The organism is Pseudovibrio sp. Ad46 (assembly GCF_001623065.1).
Classification (GTDB): Bacteria; Pseudomonadota; Alphaproteobacteria; order Rhizobiales; family Stappiaceae; genus Pseudovibrio.
This window is the reverse complement of the sequence record NZ_LMCG01000084.1, coordinates 41,389-60,519: the sequence shown is the minus strand read 5'-3', so window position 1 is coordinate 60,519 and position 19,131 is coordinate 41,389. Positions and strand designations below refer to the sequence as shown.

Here is a 19,131-nt window from a genome sequence, read left to right as displayed (position 1 = left end):
GGTCTATTGTCGAAGTGGCGGTTAAGCTGCTGTCAAATCACGGTGGCTACGGTGGGGCATGTCGGTTTCTCTTGCTGTTTCCGCCCTCATTTTCCTCGGAATTGCCGTACGCCAATGGCTTCCGCCCATGGTGCGGATCTGGCACATCATGCTGGCGGGCGCGATTGTGCTGTTGGTGCTGGGGGAGATCAGGCCTGTGGCTGCGTTTCATGCGGTGGACTGGCAACTGATCTTCTATCTGTTTGCCGTGTTCAGCATTGCTTCGTCGCTGTATGACACCGGCCTTTCGCAGGAAATCGCGGATATGCTGCTGAAGCGGGCAAATGCTGGCCTCGTGTTGCTGTGGTTCATTGTGGCCTCAGCGATTTGTGCGGCGGTGCTGACCAATGATGCGGCGGCGGTGATTGGTGTACCCATCGCGATTATTTTAAGCCGTGCGTTCAAGTGGAAGCTGGCGGTGGTTCTGGTGGCGTTGTGTGCGGCGGTAACGGTGGGCTCCATGGTGTCTCCCGTGGGCAATCCGCAGAACATTCTGGTGGTGAATGCAGCCAATTTTCCAAACATGCTGGCCACGTTTATCGTGTGGGCTCTGGTGCCCGGGGTGATTTGCCTTGTGGCTGTGTTCTTCCGCTTCCACCAGTTGGTGAAGAAGAATGGATCAGATGAGAGTGCACTGGTTTCACAGGATGTGGAGACGCAGGCCGAGGCGGTTGAAGTGAGCCGTCGGCAATGGCCTGCGATGATTTCTGCCCTGCTGTTGGTGGGCATCATCACGGGCGACAGTTTGGGGCGGACGTACTTTCACCTTGGCCCGCTGCCGTTTGGCTGGGTTGGGCTGTTGTCCTGCCTGCCGATCTATCTGGCAGGAGATGAGCGCCTGCGGGTGTTCAAGGAGGTGGACTGGGCGACGCTGATCTTCTTTGTGGCCATGTTTATCGTCACTGGCTCACTCTACCAATCCGGCTCCCTGCAATACCTGCTTGGCTCCTTGCAAGGGGAGTTGGCAGACCTGACGATAACTGCTGTGGTGAGCTTCTGGGCCAGCCAGCTATTCTCCAACGTGCCAGTGGTGGAACTTTACCTGAAGCTGCTGGATGGTGGCAGCACGGGCACCTTCATGATGCTCTCCACCATCTCCACCGTGGCCGGAAACCTCTTCATCATCTCCGCTGCCAGCAACGTTATCGTGGTCCAGCAAGCCGAGAAGTTCGGAGCCACCCCCTTCACCTTCTGGCAATTCTGCTGGTGGATGCTCCCGATAACGGTGTTCTGCGTGCTGGTGAGCTACGGATGGATTGTGGGGCTGACGTGGTTGGGTGTGGGGTGATTTTTGGGCTTTGGTTGAATAGCTTATTCTGGCTCAATATGTTTATGACATACATTATTACTTGTTGTTTATTGATGAGGTTAAAATGCTTAGATGGACAATTTTATTTTTCTTCTTTGCAATGAATGTTGCTGCGGCCTGTCCACAAGAGATGTTTGAAAGCGGGCTTAAACTTACAAGAAAAAGCCCTTTGTTTATTGCTGTTTTAAAGAGGACTACGGAAGGGGTTGTTGAAGAACGTGAGGACATATTCGAACCTACGCAGGATAAAGTAGTTTCTGTTTTTCCACATGCGCTCGCAATCGGGAAGCGGATCAGTTCTCAACGGACGTATTCCACGGAGTACGTTGAGCAGGTTTCTCAGTTGGATGATCTAAGGAACCTGGGAAGCTGGACTTCGAAGGTCGTTTTGTATTCTGGGATGAAAGAAATATATCGGGGAGCAGTTAAGCTTTCTTTCCTGAACATGGCGGAAGTCAAAATTGGTGAATGCGTTTATGACACGTGGCGTGTAGAGGATCGCTTGGAGTTGGAAGGAAAGGCTCCAATTACATTAGAGAAGTATTACTCGCCAAAGTTAGGGGTCGTGCTTAAGACATTAGTTCTGTCCCAAGATCGTGAGACCTTTAGCGGTGTTCATTATGACACGATCGCAGTTGCAAACCACCACTAGATTAATGCCCAACTTGTTGTTCTGTCCTTGATATTAGAAGTTTTTGGGATTGGCTCCTACTAAAGTAAATGAAGAGAATTATTGATGCGGAGTTTGTGTTTTATTCTTTTGGCGTTTCTTTTGATGGGTGGAGTGGCGGCCGGTGAAGAGGCTGCTAAGAAACGCGTCCTTATCGTATCTAATATGAGCCCATCTCAAAATGACGCTTTTTTTGCTCTTCTTGAGCAAACGAACCCAGAGATAGATGGATCCTTCAGATCAAGGCAACTGAGTGACGCAGATATTGTTGTCTATTTTTTAAACACTTGGAGTGATGCGCCAAGTGCAGCTGGGGCAAAGGAACTTCCTTTGATTTTCGAGAGACTTGATGTGCCTGACAAGCCAATTGTCAGTCAAAGCGTCTGGGCTACGATGAATACTGGAAATGTGACACAGTTTATCTTCTACTCCTTGTCAGATGCTGATTACCCGCCACTAGAGTGCCTAGCGCTTGATCTGGCTTTTGAAGCCAAACGCAAAATAGGAGAGTGGTATAAGAACACAACACTCCGTGATTGCAGTGTGAAATCTGAGTAGGTGATTGACTGACATTGTTTCAAGTTCACACAAAAAAGACCGAAAGCCCCCCGTGCTTCCGGTCTTTTTTTCAGCAGTGGGTCCTGCTAGTTATTCGGCTGCGTCGTGTTTTATGACGCCGCGTTGGATTTGGTCTTCTTCTATGCTCTCAAAAAGGGCACGGAAGTTGCCTTCGCCGAAGCCTTCGTCGCCTTTGCGTTGGATGAATTCGAAGAAGATTGGGCCGATGACGGTTTTGGAGAAGATCTGTAGCAGGATCTTGGTCATGCCACCGCCAATGACGCCTTCACCATCAATGAGGATGCCGTGTTTGGCCATGCGGTCGAGTGGCTCGGTGTGGCCGTTTACGCGCTCGGCGCTGCGGTCATAATAGGTCTGTGGTGGGCCTGGCATGAACTTGAGGCCATCTTCTGCCAGCTTGTCGGTGGCTTCATAGATGTCGTCGGTGCCCACAGCGATGTGCTGGATGCCTTCGCCTTTGTACTTCTTCAGGTACTCTTCGATCTGGCTGGTGTCGTCCTTGGACTCGTTCAGCGGAATGCGGATTTTGCCACATGGGGATGTGATCGCGCGGCTGACAAGGCCGGTGATGCGGCCATCAATGTCGAAGAAGTGGATCTGCTTGAAGTTGAAAAGTTCGCGGTAGAACGTCCACCACTTGTCCATGTTGCCGCGATAGACGTTATGGGTCAGGTGGTCGAGGTAATAGAAGCTTTTGCCCGTTGGTTTGGGGTCTGCTTCGCCCAGCCAGTCGAACTCTTCTGAGTACGCAGAGCCTTTGTCGCCGTACTTGTCGATGAAGTAAAGCAGGGAGCCACCGATGCCTTTGATTGCGGGTGCATCAAGGGTTTTGTCGGAGCCGGTGTAGGCTTCCGCCCCGCGGTTGATGGCATGCTCAAAGGTCTGCTGTGCATCAACAACGCGCCATGCCATGGAGGGGGCGCATGGGCCGTGCTCGTCAATGAAGCGGGAGGCGAAGCTGTTTGGCTCTGCGTTGAGGATGTAGTTCACATCACCCTGACGGTAGAGCGTGATGTTTTTGCTCTTATGCTTTGCAACAGGTGCAAAGCCCATGCGGCAGAAGAGGACGTCCAGCTTTTCCGGCTCTGGGTGGGCAAATTCAACGAACTCGAAGCCGTCGGTGCCAGCAGGGTTTTCTGCTGTAATCTCAGCTGGTCCTGCATCATGCGGAAATGGGCCCATTTGTTCCTCCTCAAACAAGGCGATTTTAATTTAGAACCATTCTGAAATATCTGTGGCGCGACAGGTTTGCATTCTTACGTAAAATCACGCAGTATATGCACAAATTGTGCGTCATATATTGATTTGGTGCGAATGATGATTGAGCTAGACCAGTTTGACCTTAAGTTACTTGCAGCGCTGCAGGAAGACGCCAGCCAGACCAATCAGGAGTTGGGGGAGGTGATTCACCTTTCTGCCTCGCAGGTTTCGCGGCGGCGGACACGGCTGGAGCAGGAGCGGGTGATCCGTCGTTATAAGGCTGATCTTTCGCCAGAGTATCTGGGGCTGGATGTGATGGCGTTTGTTGGGGTGGCACTGGCCACGCACAACAAGGAGAACGCCAGATTGTTTCGTGATCTGGTTCGCACTATTCCCAGCGTGCAGGAAGCCTACGCTATGACGGGGGACATGGATTACATGCTCAAGATCCGGGTGAAAGATCTGAAGGCCTTGAGTGAGGTGATCAACAATGATCTGCTGCCTCATGAGGCGGTGCAGAACGTACGCAGCTCCATCGCGATGGATACGCTGAGGGACGACAACCATTTGCCGCTTGGGCAGTAGATTAACTGATGCGTACTCTAATCCGAAAACCGGTGTCCACTTTTCGGGAGTGCGCTCTCAAACATTACAATTTCGTCAGGTTGTGTTTTTGCGAGATAGGGCATCTTGAAGTGAAAACTTTGGGTTCCCATCTCCATAGAGATTTGACGGGTAACGTCCAAAAGCAAAGGGATAGGTTTACAGATGTTCGACAGCAAGGCACTTCTTGATCAGTTCTTAGGTTCCAACGGTGGCAATCAGGCCCGTGGTGCTTTGGACAAAGGGCAGTCGTACATCAAAAACAATGCCGGCGGACTTGCTGGCGGTGCCGTTGCTGGTGGCCTGGCCGGATACTTTCTTGGCAGCAAGAAGGGCAAGAAGCTTGGCAAAAAGGCCGTGAAATACGGTGGCATGGCGCTGGTTGGTGGCCTTGCCTACAAAGCATTCCAGACATGGCAAGATGGTAAGAACAATGGCGGCGGCGGTGCAGCTGCGCCTCATGGTTCTGCGCAGACGCAAGCTCAGGCTCAGGCGGCTCCCGCAACTGTTGTACCGGTGCCAGAGCCGCTCGCCCTGCCGGACCCGACTGGCACTGCGTTTGATCCGGATGTAGGGAATGGTGATGCCAAAGAGTTTGCTATGGCGCTGATCGTTGCGATGATCCAGGCGGCCAAAGCGGATGGCACTGTAGACGGTGACGAGATGCAGCGCATCTTTGAAAAGCTGGATGAGCTGGGCCTGGGTGCTGAAGAAAAAGCGTTCGTGTTGGATGAGATGCGCGCGCCACTGGACATTGACCGCGTGGTGGCGTTTGCGACCTGTCCGGAAACGGCTGCTGAAATTTACACTGCATCACGCCTTGCGATTGACCCGAACCTACCTGCCGAGCAGGCCTATCTGATGATGCTTGCCGCACGGCTGGAGCTGGATAGTGGTTTGGTTACGGAGTTGGACAAGGCGATTGCGGCGGCTCAAGCGCAGGCCTGAATGCGCTGATATTTGAATTGCTCGCAAATCGGGTGGTTACGGTTTGCGGAAGGCCATAGGTTGCTCCCAACTTGAGGAGTGACCTATGGCTTTTTTTATTTCCGGATTGAAATCCAACGAGTTTGACGCGCTGAACGGCCTGAGCGAAGAGCAGCTGGCAAAGCGTAATGTGGTTGTTTATGTGGCTGATGAGAAGCCGGGCTTTCCGTGCCGTGTCACACTGGATGATGCCGAGGTTGGGGATCGGGTGTTTTTACTGAACTATGCCTACCAGCCAAATGACACGCCCTACAAAGCGTCCCATGCGATTTTTGTGCGCGAGAATGCAGTGGATGCAATGCCCTATGAGAATGAGGTTCCGGTGTCTCTGTCCTCCCGGTTGTTGTCACTGCGCGGGTTTGATGCAAACCACATGATGATTGAAGCGGATATCGCGCAAGGGGCTAACATCAAACCGATGCTAGAGGGCTTCTTTGAGAACCCGGATGTCTCTTATATTCAAATGCATTATGCACGGCGTGGGTGCTTTGCAGCGGTGGCTCATCGTGGGTGATCTAAACATATCTTACTAGTGCAAACCTCCCGCTCAGTTTCTATCCTAGGCCGCATCGAGACTTAGGGCTTGGGAGGGCCGGCATGCGCGCATTGGGAACCTGGGATTACATCGTGGTTGGGGCTGGCTCAGCGGGCTGTGTTGTTGCGAACCGACTTTCTCAGGACCCGGATGTGAAGGTGCTGCTGCTGGAAGCTGGCGGCAACGACAAGCATCCGTGGGTGCATATCCCCGTTGGCTATCTGTACTGCATGGGCAATCCGCGTATGGACTGGGGTTTCCAGACCGAGGTGGAGCCGGGGCTGAATGGGCGTAAGCTGAACTATCCGCGCGGCAAACTTCTGGGCGGGTGCTCTTCCATCAACGGCATGCTGTATCTGCGCGGACAGGCGCAGGATTATGACAACTGGCGCCAGCTGGGTCTGACTGGCTGGGGCTGGGATGATGTGCTGCCGTACTTCCTGAAGTCAGAGGATCATTATGCCGGATCTTCCAAGGTGCATGGGGAAGGTGGTGAATGGCGCGTTGAAGAGCAGCGTTTGTCGTGGCCGATCCTTGACCGTTTCCGTGATGCTTGCGAGGAAGTGGGCATTCCGAAAATTGACGACTTCAACGGCGGTGACAACTTCGGCTCCTCCTATTTTCAGGTGAACCAGCGCAAGGGCGTGCGTTGGAGTACGTCCAAGGGGTTTTTGAAGCCTGCTGAGAACAGGGGAAACCTGAAGGTTCTGACCAATGCACAGGCGACTGCGCTCGTGTTTGGCGGGCGCCGCGCGACTGGTGTTTGCATGATGGTGAACGGGGAAATGACTTCTGCTGCCTGTACAGGAGAGATTATCCTGAGTGCAGGGGCCATTGGATCGCCGCAAATTCTGGAATTGTCCGGTATTGGGTCTGGAGAGCGTTTGACCCAGTATGGCATCGACATGGTGCTGGATCAGCCTCAGGTTGGCGAGAACCTGCAGGACCATCTGCAGATCCGCAGCATCTATAAGGTTCAAAACACTGTTACGCTGAACCAGCGAGCCAACTCGTTGATTGGCAAGGCGAAGATAGCGGCTGAGTATGCGCTGAGCCGGTCTGGTCCAATGTCCATGGCTCCAAGTCAACTTGGGGTGTTTACGCGCTCTGACAACTCTTATGAGACGCCAAACATTGAGTATCACATTCAGCCGTTGTCGCTGGATAAGTTTGGCGATCCGCTGCACGAATTTCCGGCGATTACAGCGAGTGTTTGTAATTTGCGGCCAGAGTCTCGCGGCAGTGTTCATATCGGGTCCGGCAATGCAATTGCACATCCAAAGATCCAGCCAAACTATCTTTCTGCCGAGAGTGACCGACGTGTGGCAGCTGACAGTTTGCGCCTGACACGGACAATCATGGAAACCAGGGCGATGGCCGAGTTTTTGCCGGAGGAGTATCTACCGGGTGCGCATGTCGTCAGTGATGAAGACCTTGCTATTGCAGCGGGGGACATCGGCACCACCATCTTCCACCCAGTCGGCACCTGCTCCATGGGCACGGTGGTTGATGAGCGTCTGAAGGTGAAAGGCGTTGAGGGCCTGCGCGTTGTTGACGCTTCCATCATGCCTCGCATCGTCTCCGGCAACACCAATTCTCCGACAATTATGATTGCGGAGAAGGCATCGGATATGATCCGCGAGGACCGGAAAAACGCGGTGGTGGTGGCTTAGGAGGGGATTGGATTCGTTTATTTCAATGAAATCGGGGAGGGGTTACCTAAGATGCCAGCTGATCCAAGGACTATGACAGATCCTGTTTCACTTCGCGTGCTTCTTGAAAATGCCAAAAGGCTAAACCGTGATGATATCGCAGATGCCTGTCGTGAACGATTGTATGAGCTAGAAGGCATAGACCACGACGATCCAATTGAGCGACGTTTGTGGCAAGCGGTTGCAGCCTATGAAGAGACGCTGCGGGAAAAGCATGGACGAAAGCAAAAAGCAAGCTATACGAGACGCAAGATAGCATCGAAGGGAGCTATACAGACTCTGACCGACTGGGCGCTCGACAACAAGGTTACTCCGGGTTTTATGGCTCTCGTGGAAGGCGGAGCAGCACGGTTTACGGGTGAATATGTTGTTTTGGAGTTTGCTGACAAGTTCTCCCAAGCAGCAGTTGATGCTGCTCGTGAGAAGCTTTTAGCTTATGGGATAAGATTTCCATAGGTAAGAAGCAGTGCTAACAATCAAGCCATAGTTCTGAAGCATCCTGAATCGGAGTTCAATGAGAGGTATTAGCATTGCCTTTTCATTGACTGAGTTTTAAGGCTCCTTCGGAGGAGATGGGTTCACTTGTATGATTGAGTGCTTTGATAGCAAAGTTGAGGGCGACTTCGGTTACTCGCATTCTTTTTCGCGCTCGAAGTAATCGCGCAGCAAGCCTACTCGTTTGGGGCGGAAGGATTCTTCCAGGAAATCGACTGACTGGATCCGGTCCAGCCGGAACATGCGGAAATCTTCTCGTAAACAACACCAGGAGATCAGAGCCTGCACTTCGCTGAAGAAGTAGATGGTGAGCGGCCAGACTTTGCGTTTTGACAGGCGGTCTTTCAGGTCCAGATAATTCAGAGACACCACCTGTTCATTCCAGATTGCTTCGCGAAGACCGGGGAAGTCTGCCTCGGATGTGGGCGTGTTGCGCAAGATGTGGCTGCCGACGGTTGCATGCCGCAATCGCTGGCGCATGCTTTGCGGAAGGCTTGCTTCCAACTTCACCAAAGCATTTTGTGCTGCATACGTGAATTCTATGTTGCCGAGTTTGGCGACGGTATGCAGGCCAAGAGCCAGCGCTTCCACCTCGTCGGCTTCAAAATGCATTGGTGGCAAGGAGGGGTCTTCTGTCAGCGTAAAGCCAAAGCCTGCCTCCCCATCGATGATTGCGCCGGAGGACCGAAGGCTTTGAATGTCTCGGTAGATGCTGCGCTGGGAGACTTCCATTTCCAAAGCCAGCCTTGATGCCGTCACTGGTGAGGGCAATCGCCGCAAGACTTGCATCAGGCGAATTAGGCGGTCAGAGCGGCTCACGAACAGTCTCCAGTTTCAACATGTCTACGCATGATTGAGTTTAAGTATAACCATGCTGACAAGAATTGTCAGGAGCTCTTTCGTATTTAGGTGCAGCACAGAGCTAACACATCAAGTTCCAGGAAACTGGCCATGGAGACGGGCATGTCACACCTAAAGAATATTTTTGTAATTGGAGGACTCCTCGCAATGTCTACTAGTTTTTCAACCAGCACTTCAGTCGCTGAAACTGCGGATAAACTTAGTATCGTCAATCCCCAGAGCCTTTATGATCCGTCTGCCCATGGCTACAGCGTATCCGTGGTTGCGCCAGCTGGTGCGCGGGTTGCTTATGTTTCCGGGCAAGGTGGGGCCGACGATAAAGGCGCTTATTCGCCAGAGTTTTCGGTACAGGTTAAACAGGCTTATGCCAATTTGAAAAAGGTGCTTGATGCGCTTGATGCCACACCAGCTCAAGTTGCCAAGCTCACCGTTTATGTGGTGGACCATGATCCATCGAAACTTGGTGTGCTGACTCAGAATGTCATGGAGATGTTTGGAGAAACGCTGCCGGCACAAACGCTGGTTCCTGTTCCTAAGCTGGCAATTGACCCGATGCTGTTTGAAGTGGAAGCGGTTGTTATTCTTCCATAGTTTTTGCCAGGCACGCGTTTCCTCTGGGATGCGTGAGCAGCTGCGATGAAGCTCTCTTATTCCTCTCAGAGCAGTCCCTAACTGAAGCGTTTAATGATGCCTTTGCAGAAGTTGAGGCATCATTGCCGGAGCCGAGGAACCGAACGCCAGCAGTAAAGGTCTCTGAGCATGCATGATGTGATTGTGGTTGGGGGGAGTTATGCCGGAATGGCGGCTGCTTTGCAGCTGGTGCGGGCGCGCAGGTCTGTTCTGGTGATTGATGCTGGTGAGAGGCGAAATCGATTTGCCGAGCATGCCTATGGCTTTCTTGGGCAAGATGGTGTGCCGCCTGATGAGATTTGGAGACAGGCGCAGCAGCAGCTTGAGGCTTATCCTAATCTGAGCTGGCATCACGGAACGGTTCAGGAGTTCTCTGGTGAGATTGGTGCGTTTTGCGTGCGCACGGACAAAGGCGAGGCTTTCACCGCACATCGTATTTTGCTTGCAACGGGAGTTCGTGATGAACTGCCCGATATTCCGGGTTTGGCAGAGCGTTGGGGCAAGTCGGTTTTGCATTGCCCGTATTGCCATGGTTACGAGTTGAACAATGAGCCAATCGCTGTGATTGCCTTTAATCCCGTCTCACTGCATCAAGCTGAGATTATGCCGGAATGGGGGGCGACGACCTTCTTCACGAATGGTGCGTCTTCACTGGAAGATGAGCAACGCGCACATCTGCTTCGTAGAGGCGTTACTCTCAACGATACTGAGATCAGTCGTATTGAGGGCACTGCCGACATTGTGCTTGAGGATGGCCGTAAACTTGAGTTCTCTGCCATTTTCGTTGTCTCCAATACGTATCCGTCCAACTCGCTTGCTCAGTCTGCTGGCTGTGCGTTGGAGGACCATTCCATGGGGCAACAGCTTGTGACCTCTGAGTTCAAGGAGACGACTGTGCGCGGTGTTTTTGCCTGTGGCGACGTCGCCCGTGTGCCGCATTCCGTTTCATTTGCTGTTGGGGATGGCGTTTGGGCCGGAATGCAGGTGCACCGGTCTTTGATCGATCCGCAGATGTCGGGCGTATGAGTGAAGCTTAGTGTTTTGACGCCATTGCGTCTTCCCAGCCCTTGATGAGAGCCTTGCGGCGTCCGGGGTATCTGTCGTGCTGAACTTCCATAGAGTGAACCCTGTCTGTTCGGAAATGCCTGTAATCTTCTCTGGTTTCGCACCAGGCTACGATGTAACGGGCTTTGTTCAGGTAGGCGATGAGCAGAGGCCAGATGATGCGCGTGGTTGGTTTATCGCTGCCGTCCTTATAGGTGAGTTGCAGCTTGGTGCGGTCTCGAATAGCACGCCGCAGGATGACACCTTCGAACCGCTCATCAGGGGCTGGTGTTGTTGCGATGGGTTTGAGGCCAGCATCCAAAATAATCGGGCGCAGCTCTGGTGGTACGGCAGCAGACAATTTGGCCACTAAATCTCTTGCAGAGCGCGCAAGGGCCGGGTCTGCTTGTGTTGCGACCCATGCGGCTCCAAGAGCGGCTGCTTCCAACTCATCTGCGGTCAGCATCAAAGGTGGCATGTCGTAGCCATCATCCAGCACATAGCCGGTTCCGGCTTCTCCGGTGATGGGCACCCGCTGGGCCATGAGCTCTGCCATGTCACGGTACAACGTGCGTAGAGAGATTTCGAGTTCGTCTGCAAGAGCACGTCCTGTCACAGGAGACCGGCTTGACCGCAAAATCTGGATGATGTGGAAAAGGCGGTCCGTACGACGCATTGTGGGCTCCTGCTGTCATGCTGCTGCCATAACGGTGTCAGCAGCGCCACTGTATCAATGGTTCAGCACCAAGCAAGATGTTTGAGATGATTGAGGAGAAACCGATGATACGCTGCGAAAGAACGATGGTGATTGATGCCAGTCCGGAAGCAATCTGGAATGTGATTGGCCGGTACATGGACCTTGATGAGTTTGCCCCTCTTGTGAAGTCTGTTGAGGCGTTGACCGAAGGAGCTGATGGTGTTGGTTCTGCGCGGCGTTGCCACTTTGAGAATGGCACCTTCATTGATGAGGAAGTGATGGAATGGGAGCCTAATCACAGAATGCGGGTGCGTCTCTCTTCTATGGAGGCTTTACCGCTGAAAGAAGCGCAAGCGGAAATTTGCATCAAGTCTTATGCCGGTGGGAAATCCCAGATCATCTGGTATCTGGAGTATCGTATGAAGTACGGGCCGTTGGGGTGGTTGTTGGGCCAAACGCTCGTGAAAAGTGGGACGGGTAAGGTTATTGATGGCAACCTGAAAGGACTTGCCGAGAAGGTGAAATCCCCCCGTGCAATCGCGGCGTAAAGTATTGAGCGTATCTTATTTTGGAAACCGGATTTCAGTTTCTCGGGATACGCTTCAGAAAGAAAGATGCTTGACGAAACCCACGTGGGCCTTGATATGAGTCAGTGGTTCGGGTGGGTTAGGTCCTTATAGTTCAAGCCGGACTCGCGAAATGGAGTATTCTGGCTGTGACTGGTTTCTGGCGTTTTCTTTCTGCTGCTGTTGTAAGCCTCGCGCTGGTTGTTGGCGGTGGGGCTGTATCGTTTGCGCAGGAGCCGGAGCGTATTCTGGTGTTTGCAGCCTCCAGCCTGAAGGATGTGCTGGAAGATGCCGGTGCTCAGTTTGATCAAACCCACAACACCAAGACCGAATTTTCCTTTGGTGGTTCGCAGACCATCACCCGCCATGTTGTTGCCGGTGCGCCTGCTGATTTGCTGGTGACAGCGGATGATGAGTGGATGGCGTATGCCGTGAAGAATGGCGTGCTGGTGGAGGGCAGTGTTGTGGAGCTGGCCTCCAACGGGCTTGTGCTGGTTGGCTCTGAAGCGCTGGGCGCTGAAGAGGTTGAGCTGAAGCCGGAAGCGTTGCAAGCTGCTTTGGCGGATGGGCGTTTGGCGATGGGGGAGCCGGAGACGGTGCCTGCCGGGCGCTATGGCAAAGAGGCGCTGATTAATCTCGGTTTGTGGGAGAGTGTTGCTCAGCGTGTGGCGCCGATGGAGAATGTACGTATTGCTCTGGCCGCTGCTGCGCGAGGTGAGGTGCCGATGGCGCTGGTGTATTCTTCTGACGCGAAAGTGGAGCAAGGTGTGCGGGTGCTTGCGGAAATACCGCAGGACAGTCATCGTGCTATTGTGATTCCGGGAGCCTTGACCTTAACGCACTCCAAGAGTAGCGGAGAGTTCATGGCATTTTTGAAGAGTGCTGAGGGGCGCAAGATCTTTCAGGCTCATGGTTTCAAAGTGAGCGGCTATTGAGCTTTTATCTGACGGATGCAGAATGGGCAGCTATCCAGCTGTCGCTGCAGGTTGCGAGCCTTGCAATTGCGATTGCGCTGCCGCCTGCGGTTCTGCTCGGCTATGCTCTCGCCCGCTGGAAGTTTCCTGGTTATACGCTGGTGAATGCCTTGGTGCATTTGCCGATTGTGCTGCCGCCTGTGGTGACAGGTTATGTGCTGCTGGTGCTGTTTGGGCGGCAAGGCATGTTGGGCAGCTTTTTTGCGGATGTGTTTGGCATTGTGTTTGCCTTCCGCTGGACGGGCGCTGCTCTCGCCGCTGGGATCATGGCGTTTCCGCTGATCATTCGGCCTGTGAAGCTTTCCTTTGAGCTGTCAGATGGCCAGCTGGAAGAAGCGGCGCATTCGCTGGGTACGTCTCGGCTCAAAACCTTTCTGCTGATTACGCTGCCGCTGGCACTGCCGGGTATCCTGAGCGGTGCGATCCTTGGGTTTGCCAAGGCTATGGGTGAATTTGGAGCGACGATCACGTTTGTTTCCAACATTCCCGGAGAGACGCGGACGTTATCGCTTGCGCTTTATACCGAGATGCAGAGCCTTTCCGGTGATGCGGGAGCGATCCGTCTGACTGTGATTGCAGTTGTGGTTTCCATTGGTGCTTTGGTGTTCTCCGAGGTAATCTCGCGGCGGCTTTCCCGCAAGTTGGGAGGTCAGCATGATTGAGGTTGATGTTGCCAGCCGGTTGGGTGACTTCTCGCTTTCCGCCAAGTTTGCGGTGAACAGCGGGATAACGGCAATCTTCGGCAAGTCCGGTGCTGGCAAGTCCTCGTTGATCCGCATGATTGCGGGCTTGAGCGCGCCGGATCATGGACGCATTGCACTGGGCGAGCGTGTTGTGTTTGATCGGGCAGCTTCCATCAACATGCCAATTCAGCAGCGCGGTGTGGGCATGGTGTTTCAGGATTCCCGCCTGTTTCCGCATATGAATGTGGAACGGAACCTGCTTTATAGCCAGTGGGCAGCGGGGCGGAAATCTGCTGTTGGTCTGGGTGAGGTTGCAGAGCTGCTGGGGATCTCTCACTTGCTGAAGCGCCGGCCTCATGGGCTTTCCGGCGGCGAAAAGCAGCGTGTGGCGATTGGGCGGGCGTTGTTGTCCAAACCGCAGCTGCTTGTGCTGGATGAGCCGCTGGCCTCGCTGGATGCTTCGCGTAAAGCGGAGATCCTGCCGTATCTTCTTAAGCTGAAGAACGAGTTCGGCATTCCGATGCTCTATGTGAGCCATAGCCTTGGTGAAATTGAGCAGCTGGCGGATACGCTGGTGCTGCTGGACGCTGGCAATGTGGTTGCGCATGGACCGATTGCGCAGATGCTGAGCAATTTGGAACTGCCGCAGTTGGCGAGCGGGCCGGACGCGGGCTCGCTGCTGTTTGCCACGCTGAACCATTATGATGAGCAATGGCAGATCACTGAATTTGGTTTGGAAGGACAGACATTGCAGCTTCCGGGGCAGTTGGGGAACGTGGGGCAGGATGTGCGTGTTCGCATCAAGGCCAAGGATGTTGCTCTTGCGCGTAAAGCGCCAGATGAAGCTTCCATCCGCAATGTACTTTCTGTCGTGATTGAAGGCATTACGGAGACCTCCGGCCCATATGCCGAGGTGGATTGCCGTGTTGGAGAGCAGCATTTGCGGGCGCGGCTGACACGCCATTCTGTGCATGAGTTGCAACTAGCTGCCGGACAACAGGTATTTGCTTTGATCAAAAGTGTTGCGCTAGACCAGTGAACGAACACGGGTTACACCGTAAGTGATTAAGCGCATTTGGTGATGTCTCGGGAGGCATCACGACTATATTCAAAACCGGACAAGCGACGTGAACAGGACAAGCAGATCTGAGCGATGGCAGCGGGTCTCCAGTGTTGCACTGGTGACATTTGCTGTGTTTGCGCTTGTGGTTGCCTGGGTCGCGATGCAGTTGAGCAGCCAGTTTTATCTGGCAGACTTGCAAACGCGTGGGCAGGCGACCCTGTCTGTGCAGGCGGCAGGGCTTGAGAAATACCTCGATAAATATCGCTTGCTGCCACCGTTGTTGGCGCGGCGCTCTGACATCGTACAGATCCTTGCCAATGATGAACATGAGCGCGGGCAGAATGTTGCCAAGGTAATTGCAGGGATGTCTGGCGCGCAGGAGGTCTGGTTCCAGAAGCCTGACGGCCAAATTGTTGCGTCCAACCTGATCGACAACGCCAGTATGGCGGAACAGGGCATGTCCTCTTATGCGGATGCGTTGCAAGCTGCGCGGCAGGGGCGTCTTGGGCGGCAACTGGTTCTTTCCCGCAGTGGTGGGCCTGCCAGCTATGTGTTCATCGCTCCGGTTCGGCAGGGGGAGCAGGACTACGGCTTTATTGCGGTTCGTGTAAGTCTTGAAGGGGTTGAGCAATCCTGGGCGCTTTCAAAGGATCGTCTTGTTGCTGTTGATCAAAACGGCATTGTGGTCGCTACCAACCAATCCAGTTGGCGCGGAGAGCGGTTGTTTGCACAGCGCACGACGCGACGCGGACGTGTATCTGCTACTCTCAATGGGGTGATTGAGCAGCGTTGGTATGATCTGGACTTCCAACTTGTGCGATTAAGCCCGCCTTTCAACAAACCCAACTTCCAGATGATTGAGCAGGAGCTGCCTGTGCTGAACTGGAAGGTGGTGTTGTTTGCCGATACCTCTCAGGTTCGGCAACAGTCCATCTGGGCGGCGCTGGTGGCTTTGCTGCTGTGTGTTGTGAGTGGTGGTCTGTTCTGGATGGCGGGTGAGCGGCGGCGGCGTTTGCTGGAACGTATCCGGCAGGACAAGGTTTATGCGGCGCGGCTGGAAGAGCGCGTGCATGAGCGTACCCGTGAGCTTTCCACCATGAATGCTTTGCTGGCACAGGAAGTGAAAGAACGTGAGGCCGCAGAAAAAGGCTTGCAACAGGCGCAGGCCAGTCTGGTGCAGTCTGCCAAATTGGCAACACTGGGCGAAATGTCTGCTGCGCTTTCTCATGAGTTCAACCAGCCGCTGGGTGCGATCCGCACGCACTCTGAAAACGCGCAGGTGTTGATTGAGACGGGTAAGTCAGACCGCGCACTGAAGAGCCTAGGCAAGATTGTTGCCATGGTGGAGCGGATGGCGGCGATCAGTCAGATCCTGAAAGGGTTCACCCGCAAAGCGGGACGTGACCTTGTTCCGGTGAAGGTTTCTGCCGTTGTTGGTGAAGTGTTGATGCTGACGGGGCCACGCTGCAAGCAGATGGGCGTGCACACTGAGGTGGTGCAGGACGACAAATCCATTGAGGTTCTGGCTGGGCAGGTTCGTCTTGCGCAGGTGCTGATGAACCTGATGAGCAATGCACTGGATGCCATGAAAGCGCAGGATGAACCATGCATCCGAATTTCGGTTTCTCATCATGAGCAGCAGGTGATCATTCGCTTTGAGGACAACGGACCCGGCGTGCCAGAGGATGTTGTTGCTAGCATTTTTGATCCGTTCTTCACCACAAAGGATGTGGGTGAAGGATTGGGGCTTGGCCTTTCCATTGCCTATAAGATAATCGAGGATCTGGAAGGGCAGTTGCGCTATGAGCAGTCTGAGCTTGGCGGCGCATGCTTTGTGATTGTGCTGAAGGATGCCTCGGAGACTTCCGGCGATCTTGAGGAAGAAGAAGTTTAGTATGGACGTATGGGCAATCGATAAAGCCACCATTCTTCTGGTCGATGACGACGAAGATATGCGTGAAGCGCTGGTGGAAGGGCTGGAACTGGCCGACTATCACGTGGTGTCGTTTTCTCGCGCTGAAGAAGCGTTGGAGCACATCACGCATGAGTTCTATGGAGTTCTGGTCAGCGATATCCGTATGCCCAAGATGGGCGGCTTTGATCTGATGAAAGCTGCCTTCGAGATCGACAGTGCTTTGCCTGTGGTGTTGATCACCGGCCATGGTGATGTACCGCTGGCGGTGGAAGCTATGCGGGCCGGGGCCTATGATTTCAAAGAGAAGCCGTTTCCGGTTAGTGGGCTGGTTGCCGTTGTTGAGCGTGGGCTGGAAAAGCGCCGTTTGACGCTGGAAAACCGCGTGCTGCGTGAGGAGCTGGGCAAGCTCTCAGGTCTGGAAGAGCGCATTGTTGGCAAGTCCCCGTCCATGGAAGAGCTGCGGAGTACTATTACCGCGCTGTCTGGCACGGATGCGGATGTGCTTATTCTGGGTGAGACAGGTTCTGGTAAAGAGGTCGTTGCTCGTGCGTTGCATGAAGAAGGCCTGCGCAAAGACGGGCCATTTGTGGCGCTGAACTGTGGCGCCCTGCCTGCTGATATCATCGAGAGCGAGCTGTTTGGGCATGAGAAAGGCGCCTTTACTGGTGCAAGTGGCCTGCGCATTGGCAAGCTGGAGCATGCGCATGGCGGGACGGTGTTTCTGGATGAGATTGAGTCCATGCCACTGGACTTGCAGGTGAAACTGCTGCGAGTTTTTGAGACACGGACGATTGAGCGTCTTGGGTCGAACAAATCCATTCCGCTGGACCTGCGTTTTGTGGCAGCGACCAAAGAAGATCTGGAGGCGGCCTCCAACCAAGGGCGGTTCCGGAAGGATTTGTTTTACCGCCTTAACGTGATCACACTGGCTATTCCGCCGCTGCGAGAACGGCTGGAGGATATTCCGGTGCTGTTCCACTATCTGACGCGTGGGGCGCGGGCGCGTTACCGGAAAGAAGTGCCAGAAATTTCGAGGGAGTTTCTCGGTGAACTGATGCAGCGGGAGTGGCCGGGAAATGTGCGTGAACTGCGCAACGTGGCAGACCGGTTTGTGCTGGGGCTGGAAGGTCAGCCAAAGGCAGCTGGTACGACTGCTGCAGTTGCCGGTTCGCAGAGTGGTACGCTGGCAGAGCGCGTAAGTACCCATGAGCGCGATATTATTGCTGCCGAGCTTGAGAAGAACGACGGCAAGATTAAGCCGACGTATGAAGCGCTGTCAGTCTCCCGCAAGGCGCTTTATGAGAAGATGAAGAAGTATGGGCTTGGGAAGGATGAGATTGGTGAATAGAAATGTGTCGAATTCGACACATCTTTGAGTGGTCAATGTTACTTATTCGTAACAAATGTAAATCGAATAATTAGGTAAATATCCGTAAGTAGCTGAAAATACTATTAGTATTAAAACTGGCACGCAGATTGCTTTTGGTATCGTGAGGAGCTTCGCTCCGTTCCATCTGGGAGGATACTATGAAGAAATTGGTTACTGCTGCCACAGTTGCAGCTGGCATGTTCACCGCTACTCAAGCCGTTGCTGCTGAAGCGTGTGATCCGGGTGAAGTTGTTATCAAGTTCAGTCACGTTGTGTCTGCGACCGGCCACCCAAAGGGTGACTTTGCAACTGCATTGGCAGAGCGTATCAACACTGAGATGAATGGTAAGGCCTGTATGCAGGTTTTCCCAAGCTCCCAGCTGTTTGATGATGACAAAGTGATGGAAGCTCTGCTGCTCGGCGATGTTCAGATCGCTGCGCCTTCTCTTGCTAAGTTCGAAGCTTACACACTCAAGTACCGTGTGTTTGACCTTCCGTTCCTGTTCTCCGACATGGATGCAGTGAACAACTTCACACAGGGTGAAAAAGGTCAGGAACTGCTGGGTGCGATGTCTGACATCGGCTTTGTTGGTCTCGGCTACGTTTACAACGGCATCAAGCACTTCTCCGCCAACAAGCCTTTGCTGACACCTGCTGATGCTGCTGGCCTGAAGTTCCGCGTTCAGACCTCTGACGTTGCTGTTGCGATGATTGAAGCAATGGAAGCAAACGCGCAGAAGCTTGCGTTTAAAGAAGTATACGGCGCACTGCAGACCGGCGTTGTTGATGGTCAGGAAAACACCTGGTCCAACATCTACACCAAGAAGTTCTTTGAAGTTCAGGACGGTATTACAGAAACCAGCCACCAGCTGCTGTCTTATCTTGCTGTGACCTCTCAGGAATGGCTCGACAGCCTTGATCCAGAAGTTCGCGATCAGTTCATCACTATCTTCACTGAAGTGACCAACGATGCGAACGCTCGTAGTTCCGCTATCAACGAAGCGAACAAGCAGAAGATCATTGAATCTGGTGTAGAAGTTCGCAGCTTGACACCTGAGCAGCGTCAACAGTGGGTTGACGTGATGAAGCCTGTATGGGGCAAGTTTGCTGATGACATCGGTCAGGATGTGATCGACGCTGCCGTCGCAGCAAACAACTAATCCAATACATCTTGATAGGTCTGTCCGGCTATTGGTCGGG

The 19,131-nt window shown here is 53.5% G+C and carries 20 protein-coding genes; 17 read left to right on the top strand and 3 right to left on the bottom strand.

Annotated features, from left to right (window positions below; all coding sequences use genetic code 11):
* The first annotated feature begins 58 nt into the window (after positions 1-58).
* The 3 genes from PsAD46_RS26960 to PsAD46_RS26950 all read left to right on the top strand — a co-directional run bounded on the left by PsAD46_RS26960 (position 59) and on the right by PsAD46_RS26950 (position 2,576).
* Positions 59-1,327 (top strand): SLC13 family permease, encoded by a 1,269-nt coding sequence (locus tag PsAD46_RS26960; protein WP_063303929.1) that lies wholly within the window; start codon positions 59-61, stop codon positions 1,325-1,327.
* Positions 1,328-1,412: 85 nt separating this feature from the next.
* Complete coding sequence (locus PsAD46_RS26955) at positions 1,413-2,000, top strand: hypothetical protein (RefSeq protein WP_063308301.1); 588 nt, start codon at positions 1,413-1,415, stop codon at positions 1,998-2,000.
* Positions 2,001-2,084: 84 nt separating this feature from the next.
* Positions 2,085-2,576 carry a hypothetical protein gene (locus PsAD46_RS26950; RefSeq protein WP_063308300.1) on the top strand — a complete coding sequence of 164 codons (492 nt, stop codon included), beginning with the start codon at positions 2,085-2,087 and terminating at the stop codon, positions 2,574-2,576.
* Between the two features lie 90 nt (positions 2,577-2,666).
* Here the strand turns inward: PsAD46_RS26950 and hppD are convergent, their stop codons facing one another.
* Positions 2,667-3,779: a 4-hydroxyphenylpyruvate dioxygenase gene (gene hppD, locus PsAD46_RS26945; protein ID WP_063308299.1), complete on the bottom strand. Its 1,113-nt coding sequence runs from the start codon at positions 3,777-3,779 to the stop codon at positions 2,667-2,669.
* Between the two features lie 135 nt (positions 3,780-3,914).
* On the opposite strand from hppD, the gene PsAD46_RS26940 reads away from it, so the two are divergent.
* The 5 genes from PsAD46_RS26940 (at position 3,915) to PsAD46_RS26920 (ending at position 8,090) form a co-directional block, all read left to right on the top strand.
* Positions 3,915-4,382, top strand: coding sequence for an Lrp/AsnC family transcriptional regulator (locus tag PsAD46_RS26940; RefSeq protein WP_008551672.1), 468 nt, complete (start codon positions 3,915-3,917; stop codon positions 4,380-4,382).
* Positions 4,383-4,565: 183 nt separating this feature from the next.
* On the top strand, positions 4,566-5,348 hold the full coding sequence (locus PsAD46_RS26935) for a tellurite resistance TerB family protein (RefSeq protein ID WP_063308298.1): 783 nt from the start codon (positions 4,566-4,568) through the stop codon (positions 5,346-5,348).
* Positions 5,349-5,433: 85 nt separating this feature from the next.
* Positions 5,434-5,901: a DUF1203 domain-containing protein gene (locus PsAD46_RS26930; protein ID WP_063308297.1), complete on the top strand. Its 468-nt coding sequence runs from the start codon at positions 5,434-5,436 to the stop codon at positions 5,899-5,901.
* 83 nt (positions 5,902-5,984) lie between these two features.
* Positions 5,985-7,595, top strand: coding sequence for a GMC family oxidoreductase N-terminal domain-containing protein (locus PsAD46_RS26925; protein ID WP_063308296.1), 1,611 nt, complete (start codon positions 5,985-5,987; stop codon positions 7,593-7,595).
* Positions 7,596-7,646: 51 nt separating this feature from the next.
* Positions 7,647-8,090, top strand: a complete 444-nt coding sequence (locus tag PsAD46_RS26920; RefSeq protein WP_063291811.1) for a hypothetical protein — start codon at positions 7,647-7,649, stop codon at positions 8,088-8,090.
* Positions 8,091-8,261: 171 nt separating this feature from the next.
* On the opposite strand, the gene PsAD46_RS26915 is transcribed toward PsAD46_RS26920, so the two are convergent.
* The gene (locus PsAD46_RS26915) at positions 8,262-8,948 is read right to left on the bottom strand and encodes a YafY family protein (protein WP_084404550.1); all 687 of its coding nucleotides are present in this window, start codon (positions 8,946-8,948) and stop codon (positions 8,262-8,264) included.
* Between the two features lie 144 nt (positions 8,949-9,092).
* On the opposite strand from PsAD46_RS26915, the gene PsAD46_RS26910 reads away from it, so the two are divergent.
* On the top strand, positions 9,093-9,581 hold the full coding sequence (locus PsAD46_RS26910; RefSeq protein ID WP_063308295.1) for a RidA family protein: 489 nt from the start codon (positions 9,093-9,095) through the stop codon (positions 9,579-9,581).
* Between the two features lie 168 nt (positions 9,582-9,749).
* The gene (locus PsAD46_RS26905; protein WP_063308294.1) at positions 9,750-10,646 is read left to right on the top strand and encodes an NAD(P)/FAD-dependent oxidoreductase; all 897 of its coding nucleotides are present in this window, start codon (positions 9,750-9,752) and stop codon (positions 10,644-10,646) included.
* A gap of 7 nt (positions 10,647-10,653) precedes the next feature.
* On the opposite strand, the gene PsAD46_RS26900 is transcribed toward PsAD46_RS26905, so the two are convergent.
* Positions 10,654-11,340, bottom strand: coding sequence for a YafY family protein (locus tag PsAD46_RS26900; protein WP_063308293.1), 687 nt, complete (start codon positions 11,338-11,340; stop codon positions 10,654-10,656).
* Between the two features lie 104 nt (positions 11,341-11,444).
* On the opposite strand from PsAD46_RS26900, the gene PsAD46_RS26895 reads away from it, so the two are divergent.
* The 7 genes from PsAD46_RS26895 to PsAD46_RS26865 all read left to right on the top strand — a co-directional run bounded on the left by PsAD46_RS26895 (position 11,445) and on the right by PsAD46_RS26865 (position 19,091).
* Entirely contained in the window at positions 11,445-11,909 is a 465-nt protein-coding gene (locus PsAD46_RS26895) for an SRPBCC family protein (protein ID WP_208982062.1), read from the top strand.
* 167 nt (positions 11,910-12,076) lie between these two features.
* The gene (modA, locus tag PsAD46_RS26890; protein ID WP_063291807.1) at positions 12,077-12,862 is read left to right on the top strand and encodes a molybdate ABC transporter substrate-binding protein; all 786 of its coding nucleotides are present in this window, start codon (positions 12,077-12,079) and stop codon (positions 12,860-12,862) included.
* Positions 12,859-13,563 carry a molybdate ABC transporter permease subunit gene (modB, locus tag PsAD46_RS26885; protein WP_063308292.1) on the top strand — a complete coding sequence of 235 codons (705 nt, stop codon included), beginning with the start codon at positions 12,859-12,861 and terminating at the stop codon, positions 13,561-13,563. The genes modA and modB overlap by 4 nt, the downstream gene beginning before the upstream one ends.
* Positions 13,556-14,623, top strand: coding sequence for a molybdenum ABC transporter ATP-binding protein (gene modC, locus PsAD46_RS26880; RefSeq protein WP_063291805.1), 1,068 nt, complete (start codon positions 13,556-13,558; stop codon positions 14,621-14,623). Before modB ends, modC begins: the two co-directional genes overlap by 8 nt.
* 88 nt (positions 14,624-14,711) lie before the next feature.
* Complete coding sequence (locus tag PsAD46_RS26875; protein ID WP_063291804.1) at positions 14,712-16,541, top strand: ATP-binding protein; 1,830 nt, start codon at positions 14,712-14,714, stop codon at positions 16,539-16,541.
* Between the two features lies 1 nt (position 16,542).
* On the top strand, positions 16,543-17,910 hold the full coding sequence (locus PsAD46_RS26870) for a sigma-54 dependent transcriptional regulator (protein ID WP_063308291.1): 1,368 nt from the start codon (positions 16,543-16,545) through the stop codon (positions 17,908-17,910).
* Positions 17,911-18,089: 179 nt separating this feature from the next.
* A complete protein-coding gene (locus PsAD46_RS26865) occupies positions 18,090-19,091 on the top strand; it encodes a DctP family TRAP transporter solute-binding subunit (protein WP_063308290.1) in 1,002 nt (333 codons plus the stop codon).
* Positions 19,092-19,131: the final 40 nt, after the last annotated feature.

Bases quoted from the DNA above. Each gene is read 5' to 3' on its own strand.
- PsAD46_RS26960 (WP_063303929.1), top strand. From the start codon at position 59: ATGTCGGTTTCTCTTGCTGTTTCCGCCCTCATTTTCCTCGGAATTGCC.
- PsAD46_RS26955 (WP_063308301.1), top strand. From the start codon at position 1,413: ATGCTTAGATGGACAATTTTATTTTTCTTCTTTGCAATGAATGTTGCT.
- PsAD46_RS26950 (WP_063308300.1), top strand. From the start codon at position 2,085: ATGCGGAGTTTGTGTTTTATTCTTTTGGCGTTTCTTTTGATGGGTGGA.
- hppD (WP_063308299.1), bottom strand. From the start codon at position 3,779: ATGGGCCCATTTCCGCATGATGCAGGACCAGCTGAGATTACAGCAGAA.
- PsAD46_RS26940 (WP_008551672.1), top strand. From the start codon at position 3,915: ATGATTGAGCTAGACCAGTTTGACCTTAAGTTACTTGCAGCGCTGCAG.
- PsAD46_RS26935 (WP_063308298.1), top strand. From the start codon at position 4,566: ATGTTCGACAGCAAGGCACTTCTTGATCAGTTCTTAGGTTCCAACGGT.
- PsAD46_RS26930 (WP_063308297.1), top strand. From the start codon at position 5,434: ATGGCTTTTTTTATTTCCGGATTGAAATCCAACGAGTTTGACGCGCTG.
- PsAD46_RS26925 (WP_063308296.1), top strand. From the start codon at position 5,985: ATGCGCGCATTGGGAACCTGGGATTACATCGTGGTTGGGGCTGGCTCA.
- PsAD46_RS26920 (WP_063291811.1), top strand. From the start codon at position 7,647: ATGCCAGCTGATCCAAGGACTATGACAGATCCTGTTTCACTTCGCGTG.
- PsAD46_RS26910 (WP_063308295.1), top strand. From the start codon at position 9,093: ATGTCACACCTAAAGAATATTTTTGTAATTGGAGGACTCCTCGCAATG.
- PsAD46_RS26905 (WP_063308294.1), top strand. From the start codon at position 9,750: ATGCATGATGTGATTGTGGTTGGGGGGAGTTATGCCGGAATGGCGGCT.
- PsAD46_RS26900 (WP_063308293.1), bottom strand. From the start codon at position 11,340: ATGCGTCGTACGGACCGCCTTTTCCACATCATCCAGATTTTGCGGTCA.
- PsAD46_RS26895 (WP_208982062.1), top strand. From the start codon at position 11,445: ATGATACGCTGCGAAAGAACGATGGTGATTGATGCCAGTCCGGAAGCA.
- modC (WP_063291805.1), top strand. From the start codon at position 13,556: ATGATTGAGGTTGATGTTGCCAGCCGGTTGGGTGACTTCTCGCTTTCC.
- PsAD46_RS26870 (WP_063308291.1), top strand. From the start codon at position 16,543: ATGGACGTATGGGCAATCGATAAAGCCACCATTCTTCTGGTCGATGAC.
- PsAD46_RS26865 (WP_063308290.1), top strand. From the start codon at position 18,090: ATGAAGAAATTGGTTACTGCTGCCACAGTTGCAGCTGGCATGTTCACC.